This is a genomic window from Thermoanaerobaculia bacterium, from assembly GCA_035260525.1.
GTDB lineage: Bacteria > Acidobacteriota > Thermoanaerobaculia > UBA5066 > DATFVB01 > DATFVB01.
In genome coordinates, this window is sequence record DATFVB010000253.1 from 1 (window position 1) to 6,687 (window position 6,687).

Consider the following 6,687-nt stretch of genomic DNA (forward strand, 5'->3'; position numbering starts at 1 on the left):
CCCCGGCTTCCCGGACGATGCCGTAGACGGTGGCCAGACCGAGCCCGGTCCCGCGTCCGACGCTTCCGGTCGTGAAGAAGGGCTCGAAGATGTGGGGCCGGACGTCGTTGGGAATCCCGGCGCCGGTGTCGCTCACGCCGAAAGCGACGTATTCCCCCGGGAGAATCGTTTTCGGCAGGGCGTCGTTCGGTCCGATGCGAGTCTGCCGGACGGAAAGCTCGAGTCGGCCGCCGGCCGGCATGGCATCGCGCGCATTCAGAACGAGATTGAGAAGAGCCTGTTCGATCTGCCCTCGATCCACCCTGACGCTTCCGGCGTCCGGATCCGAGGAGATGACCACGTCGATCTCGTTTCCGAGCACGCGTTCGATGATCCGGCCGAGCATGACGACCACTTCCGGCGCGTTCAGTACTTCCGGGAGAACGGCTTGTCGGCGCGAGAAGGCGAGGAGCTGCCGAATCAGCGCCGCGCCCCTCTCCGTCGCGTGCTTGAGCCGATCGATGTCGCCGTCGAGCGCCGCGGCGTCGCCCGAATGGAGCGGCAGCAGATCCGCCACCCCGCTCATGATCATCAGGAGATTGTTGAAGTCGTGGGCGATTCCGCCGGCGAGCCGGCCGACGGCTTCCATCTTGTGCGATTCCCGAAGCTCTTCCTCGAGACGGCGGCGTTCGCTCATGTCGCGGACGATGCCGTGAAGGAGGGTTTCCTCTCCGATTCGGGTCATTGTCGCGGACACTTCCACCGGAATGGTTCGATCGCCGGCTCCCCGGATGTTCAACGCGACGCTGCTCACGACGCCGCCCGCCGCGGCGACGGCGAGTTGTCGGGCGGCGGCGGCCCGATCCTCGAGCGAAACGAAGTCGATGAGGTTGCGGCCGAGAATCAGCTCACGGTCCCGTCCCAGCATCGTTTCGATCGCCCGGTTCACCTCGACCACCGCCCCCGCCCGATCGCAGACGACGATCCCGTCCCGGGCGTTCTCCGTCAGGGCGCGAACCCGTTCCTCGGATCGACGCAGCGCTTCGGCGATCCGTCTGATCTCCGTGACGTCGGTCTGCACCGCAACGTATCCGACCGAATCGCCGTCGTCGCCCCGCACCAGGTTGGCGGAGGACAATACGGTGACCAGCGAGCCGTCCCTGGCGCGGTTGACCATCTCGCCCCGGAAACCTCCGGCGAGCACGTCCTTCCAGAATTCGCGATAGAACGCCTCATCATGGAGGCCGCTCTTGAGGATCCGGGGGTTCCGGCCCACGATCTCCTCCCTCGAGTATCCGTAGACGGCGGTGAAGGCCGAGTTGACGTACGTGATCACGCCGGCGATGTCGGTCATGAAGATCGCGTTGCCGGACTGATCGACGGCTCGGGACAGCTTTCGGACGAGAGCGTCGGCCTCCCGCCGCCGGGAGACGTCGCGGGCGATGGCGTGAACGAGCGTTTCACCCCCGATGACGGTTCGCGATGCGGAGACCTCGATGGAAATCGACGTTCCGTCGTCCCGGAGGGCGCGGGTGACGAAACCCCGGATACTTCCCCCCTCCGGGGTATCGCGGAAAACGTCCGCGAAGGATCCACGATCGGCGGCGGGAACGATTTCGCCCAGATGGCGCCCGACGATCTCTTCCCGGGGCGCGCGCTGCAGCTCTTCGGCGGCCCGGTTGACGTCGAGAATGATCCCGCCGGCCGAGAGGACGTAGATCGCGTCCTGCGCGCTCTCCATCAGGTCCCGAGTCCGCTGTTGGGCGTCGCGCAACGCCTTATCCGCCGCGGTTTTCGCCGAGGCGCCTCCGAAGGTCACCCTTTCCTGGAGCTCCTGGGAGGGCCGAATCTCGTCGGAAACGTCCTTCGAGATGAGCAGGAAGCCGACCGCCGTTCCCGCGCTGTCCCGGTGAGGGGCGACGACGAGGCGGACCGGGAACGTCTCTCCGCTCTTGCGGCGCCCGGTCACGACCCCTTTCCATCTTCCGTCCTTCAATGCGGCCGCGAGGATCGCGCGGGGTTTTCCGGCCTCCACGTCCTCCGAGTCATGGAGCACGGAAGAGCCGACGCCGATGATCTCCCGCTCCTCGTAGCCGTAGATGCGCCGCGCCCCCTCGTTCCACATCCGGATCGTCCCCTCGAGGTCCTCGATCATCATCGAGTATTCGGTGGAGCTGTCGAGAATGGAGATGAGAAGACCGAGCGGATCCGGGGTTTCGCCGCCGAGGCGCCCTTGCCGACCTTCCGCGCTCATCGGAGGGATCTCCGGAATCACGACCGCCCGAGAGCGGCCCCGGCCGCGCGAAGTGGCGATGGCTCGCGACCCACCCGGCGGGCATGCGCCCAGGCGGCGACGAGCGACGAGATCGGCATCGGACGGGCGAAGAGGTATCCCTGAACGAGCTCGATTCCGATCGATCGAAGCGCGGCGAGCTCTTCCGGCCGCTCGACTCCTTCCGCGATCGCCTCGGCGCCGAAGCGCCGGGCGAGATCGGCGATCGATTCGATGATCGCGCGCTGCCGGGGTTCGGCGTCGCACCCCGCGACGAAATACTTGTCGATCTTCAGGTAGTCGGGCTCGGCGTCGAGGATCATCTTGTAGTTCGATTGTCCGAGGCCGACGTCGTCGAGCGCGATCGCCATTCCGAGGTCGCGCAATTGGCCCAGGCCGTCCAGAAAAGGGCGATTGTCGAACGCCGGCGAGTGCTCCACGATTTCCACGGTGAGCCGGCTGGTCTCGATTCCGTAGGAGCGGGCGACGCGCGCGAGCGCGCCGGCGAATTCCCGGTCGGTCGCGATCGAAATGGCGTGCGCGTTGACGGACAGGGGAGGAGCGCCGGGAATCTCGGAACCCGCCTCCAGCGCTGCCGCGATGCAGGCCCGATCGACCTGAGCCTCGATCCGTTTGAGACGCACGTATTCGAACAGGACGTCGGCACGCTCGAGATTCGTCCCGGCGGGTCCGCGGCTCAGGCACTCGTAAGCGTGAATGGACGGGGGGCCTTCGCCCGTCCGAACGATGGGCTGGAACATCGGCGTCAGTCCGCCCGGGGCGAACAGTCGGTCGGAAAGCGGGACTTCGCTCATGGCGAGAGAAGGGAGTCCGCTACCCGGGCGAGCTCCGGGAGCGAAATCGGCTTGTGGAGGAATACGTCGACGCCTCGCCGCTTCGCTTCGGCTTCGATTTCGCCGTTCCCGAAGCCGGTGAGGAGGATCAACTTCGTGGTGGGATATCGCTGCCGGACGAAGCCGATGATCTCGAGGCCCTCCGTTCCGCCGAAGCCCGTGAGGCGGAGATCGGTGATCACGATGTCGTACGTCTTCATCGCGAAAAGAGCCTCGGCCTCCTCCCACTCGGAGGCACAATCGACGCTGTACTTCCGCATCGTGAAGAAGTCTTCCATGGCGGAACGAATGAACATCTCGTCCTCGACCACCAGCAATCTCGCCAAACGCTCAGCCACGGGTACCTCCCCGAGCAGGGAATCCGCCAATCCGGATCGATCGATCGAACGGCGGAAAACCCATGGCGCGTCGACTCCCATCCCGGGCGTCCCGCGATCGAATCCCGGCGATGGACATCGCTTCTAGACCTTGGACGCCACGATGCCGTAACGGCGGATCTTCTCGTAGAGCGAGCTCTTGGGGATCTCGAGCCGCCGGGCGGCGCCTTCGACTTTCCCGTTCTCGGCTTCGAGCACTCGCCGGATGTGCCGGATTTCCACCTCCCGGAGCGTCAGTGCGAGATCACGGTCGCCATCGGTTCCCGCTTCGGTCCCCCCGTCGAAATGGAGATCGCGGGAGGCGAGGACGGGTCCGTCGCCGAAGAGGAGGGCCCTTTCGAGAACGTTTCGGATCTCGCGGATGTTTCCCGGCCACGGATAGCGCGAAAAGATGCGCTCGGCTTCGGCCGAAAGCGTCACGCCTCCGCGCGAGATCGACGCCGGAAGGGCTGCGAGGAGGTGGCCGGCGAGAGCGGGGAGATCTTCGACGCGCGAGCGCAGCGGGGGAACGCTGAGAGGGATCGTGCTGATTCGGAAATAGAGGTCCTTCCGAAACGAGTTTTCCCGGATGCTCGCCGAGAGATCGTGGTGGGTCGCGGCGATGAGCCGCACGTCCACGCGGCGATCGCGGACCTCGCCGAGGCGGCGGAATTGCTGCTCTTCGAGCACTTTCAGGAGCTTCGGCTGGACCTGCAGGTCCATGTCGCCGATCTCGTCCAGGAACAACGTGCCGCGATGCGCGACCTCCAGGAGGCCCGGCTTGCTCGACACCGCTCCGGTGAAGGCGCCCTTCTCGTGGCCGAAGAGCTCGGATTCGAGGAACTCCCGGGAAAGGCCGGCGCAGTTCAGATCGACGAAGGGCTCTTCCGCGCGCCGTCCATGCCGGTGCAGCCATCGAGCGAGAACGCCTTTGCCGGAGCCCGTTTCTCCCTGAATCAAGACCGGGCTGTCGGTCTCGAGCGTCCGGCGGGCCTGCGCTTCCAGGGCGCGGATCGCCGGGCTCTCTCCGAGAAAGGGATCGATCTCTTCACGGTCGCGCTGCGTTTTCCGCGCGTTTTCCTTGCGGCGGATCCGCTGGTTGTCGAGCGCGCGCCGAATGATGACGAGCAGCGCGGGGAGCTCGACGGGTTTGGTCAGGAATTGCTCGGCCCCTTGCTGGATGGCGCGGACCGCGAGAGCCACCGAGGCGTGCGCGGTCAGGACGATGACCGGTATGGTGGCGTCGACGCTCCTGATCCGGGCCAGGAGACCGAGAGCGTCCCCGTCGGGCAGCCGAAAGTCGAGGATCGCCGCGTCGGGCGGCACGGTCCGCAGGAGGAGCTCCGCCTCGGCGCATGTCGCCGCCTCGGAGACGTCGAATCCCGATAACTCGAGGAAGTCGCGCACCGCGACTCGAATCGCCTGCTCGTCGTCGACGAGCAGGATTCGCGACGAGGCCGTCATGCCGTCCTCGCCGGCTCACGGTCGGCGCTGCCGGCCCTCGCGGAGGGAAGCGTCACCTCGACCCGTGCGCCTCCTTCCAGCCGGTTGGCGGGCGTGACCGTCCCTCCCTGCTCCGTGACGATCCGCTGCACGATGGCCAGACCCAGCCCCGTCCCGCCTTTGCGCCGCGTGAAAAACGGCTCGAAGAGACGCGGAAAATCTTCGGCGGGGAAGCCCGGACCATCGTCCTCTACCGAAAAGGCGATCTCGGTTCCCCGAGGCCGTGCGGCGAGACGGACGACGCCGCCCCGCGGTGAATGCTGGATCGCGTTTTCGATCAGGTTGACGAAGACCTGCAGGGTTCGAGCGCGGTCGACCTTGGCGGCCACTCCTTTTTCGTCATCGGTGCAGTCCAATCGCACGCCGCCGAGGGCGGCGGAGCCGGAACAGCTGGCCGCGGCTTCGACGAGGAGGTCTGCGGCCGGAACCGCCGTCGGCTCGAAGACGGCGGGCTTTGCGAAATCCAGAAGATCGCGCATCAGGGCGACCATGCGCTCGACCTGCGAGCGCAAAGCGGTCGTGTATCTTTCGTACTCCTGCTTTCCGCCGAAGCGCAGCTCGAACGCATCGAGCGTCGCCGAAATCGCAAACAACGGATTCCGAACCTCGTGCGCGACGCCGGCGACGAGCGCCCCGATCGCCGCCATGGACTGCGTCCGGATGAGCGAGTGCTGGAGCTCGACCAGGGGAGTGATGTCCCGCGCCACCACGATGTACAACGGCTCTTGTCCGATCCCCGCGGCGAACGGGGTCAGCGAGAGCTCCCACGTCCGGCCGTTCGATGCGTCGCGGCAGAGCACGTCTGCGGTCGAGGCTTCGGCCGCCGCCTGCCGGACGAGCGCCGCGGCGCGCGCCCAGGGCTCCCCGGCGCCGACGGCCGTGAGAGGTCGTTCGATGATCTCCGTGAATGGACGGCCGGCCAGTTCGGCGGCGGCGCGGTTGAGCCGGTGCACCGTACCATCCGCGGCGGCGATCAGGATCGGGGTGTCGATCGCATCGAACGTATTCCGCCATTGCTGCGCCGTTTGCAGGACGGCGGACTGGAGCCGCTCGCGCTGATCCTCGGCGTTCTTGCGAGAGGTGATGTCGATCGCGAACCCTTCGATGCGCTCGATGTCGCCGCGAGCGTCGCGGTGCGTCCGCGACGTCAACTGCACCCACACGCGGGACCCGTCCCGCCTCCGCATCGAGACCTGGAGATCGTCGCCACGCCCCGATTCCCGGAGCGCTTCGATCGCGCGGCGCCTCTCGTCCGGCGAGTCGTATAGATCCACGTCAGAGGCGCCCGCCTGGATCGCCTCCGCAGAGTCCCATCCGAAGATCTGCGCGAACGCATCGTTGCAGGTGACGAACCGTCCGTCGTTCGTCGTCTGAAAGATGCCGACCGGGGCCAGGTCGACGATCTTCCGGTATTTCTCTTCGGAAACCCTCAGCGCGCTCTCGGCGGCGACCCTTTCGGTCACGTCGCGGGCGAGCGCCATGCGCTGGCGGTCCGGGCCCGGGAGGTCCACGGCCGATACTTCCACGTGGCGTATCGAGCCGTCCTTGCGAATGTGGCGGTGTGCGGAGAACGGCTGCGGCCGTTTCGCTTCCCGGGCGATCGTCGCTCGGAGCCCGCGGCGATCCTCCCGGGGGCGGATGTCGAACAGAGACATCGACAGGAATTCGTCTCGTGAATACCCGTAATGGGCGATCGCGGCATCGTTGACGTCGGCAAAGCGAA

At 66.6% G+C, this 6,687-nt stretch carries 5 protein-coding genes; all 5 read right to left on the reverse strand.

Going from position 1 to position 6,687, the window contains the following annotated elements; all coding sequences use genetic code 11:
- A partial coding sequence (locus VKH46_12465) for a PAS domain S-box protein (GenBank protein ID HKB71651.1) occupies positions 1-2,233 on the reverse strand: 2,233 nt, incomplete at its 3' end.
- A gap of 17 nt (positions 2,234-2,250) precedes the next feature.
- Positions 2,251-3,066, reverse strand: a complete 816-nt coding sequence (locus VKH46_12470; GenBank protein HKB71652.1) for an EAL domain-containing protein — start codon at positions 3,064-3,066, stop codon at positions 2,251-2,253.
- Positions 3,063-3,443 carry a response regulator gene (locus VKH46_12475; GenBank protein HKB71653.1) on the reverse strand — a complete coding sequence of 127 codons (381 nt, stop codon included), beginning with the start codon at positions 3,441-3,443 and terminating at the stop codon, positions 3,063-3,065. Before VKH46_12475 ends, VKH46_12470 begins: the two co-directional genes overlap by 4 nt.
- 123 nt (positions 3,444-3,566) lie before the next feature.
- Positions 3,567-4,925: a sigma-54 dependent transcriptional regulator gene (locus VKH46_12480; protein HKB71654.1), complete on the reverse strand. Its 1,359-nt coding sequence runs from the start codon at positions 4,923-4,925 to the stop codon at positions 3,567-3,569.
- On the reverse strand, positions 4,922-6,687 hold a 1,766-nt coding region (locus VKH46_12485), incomplete at its 5' end, for a PAS domain S-box protein (protein HKB71655.1). The genes VKH46_12480 and VKH46_12485, both read right to left, overlap by 4 nt.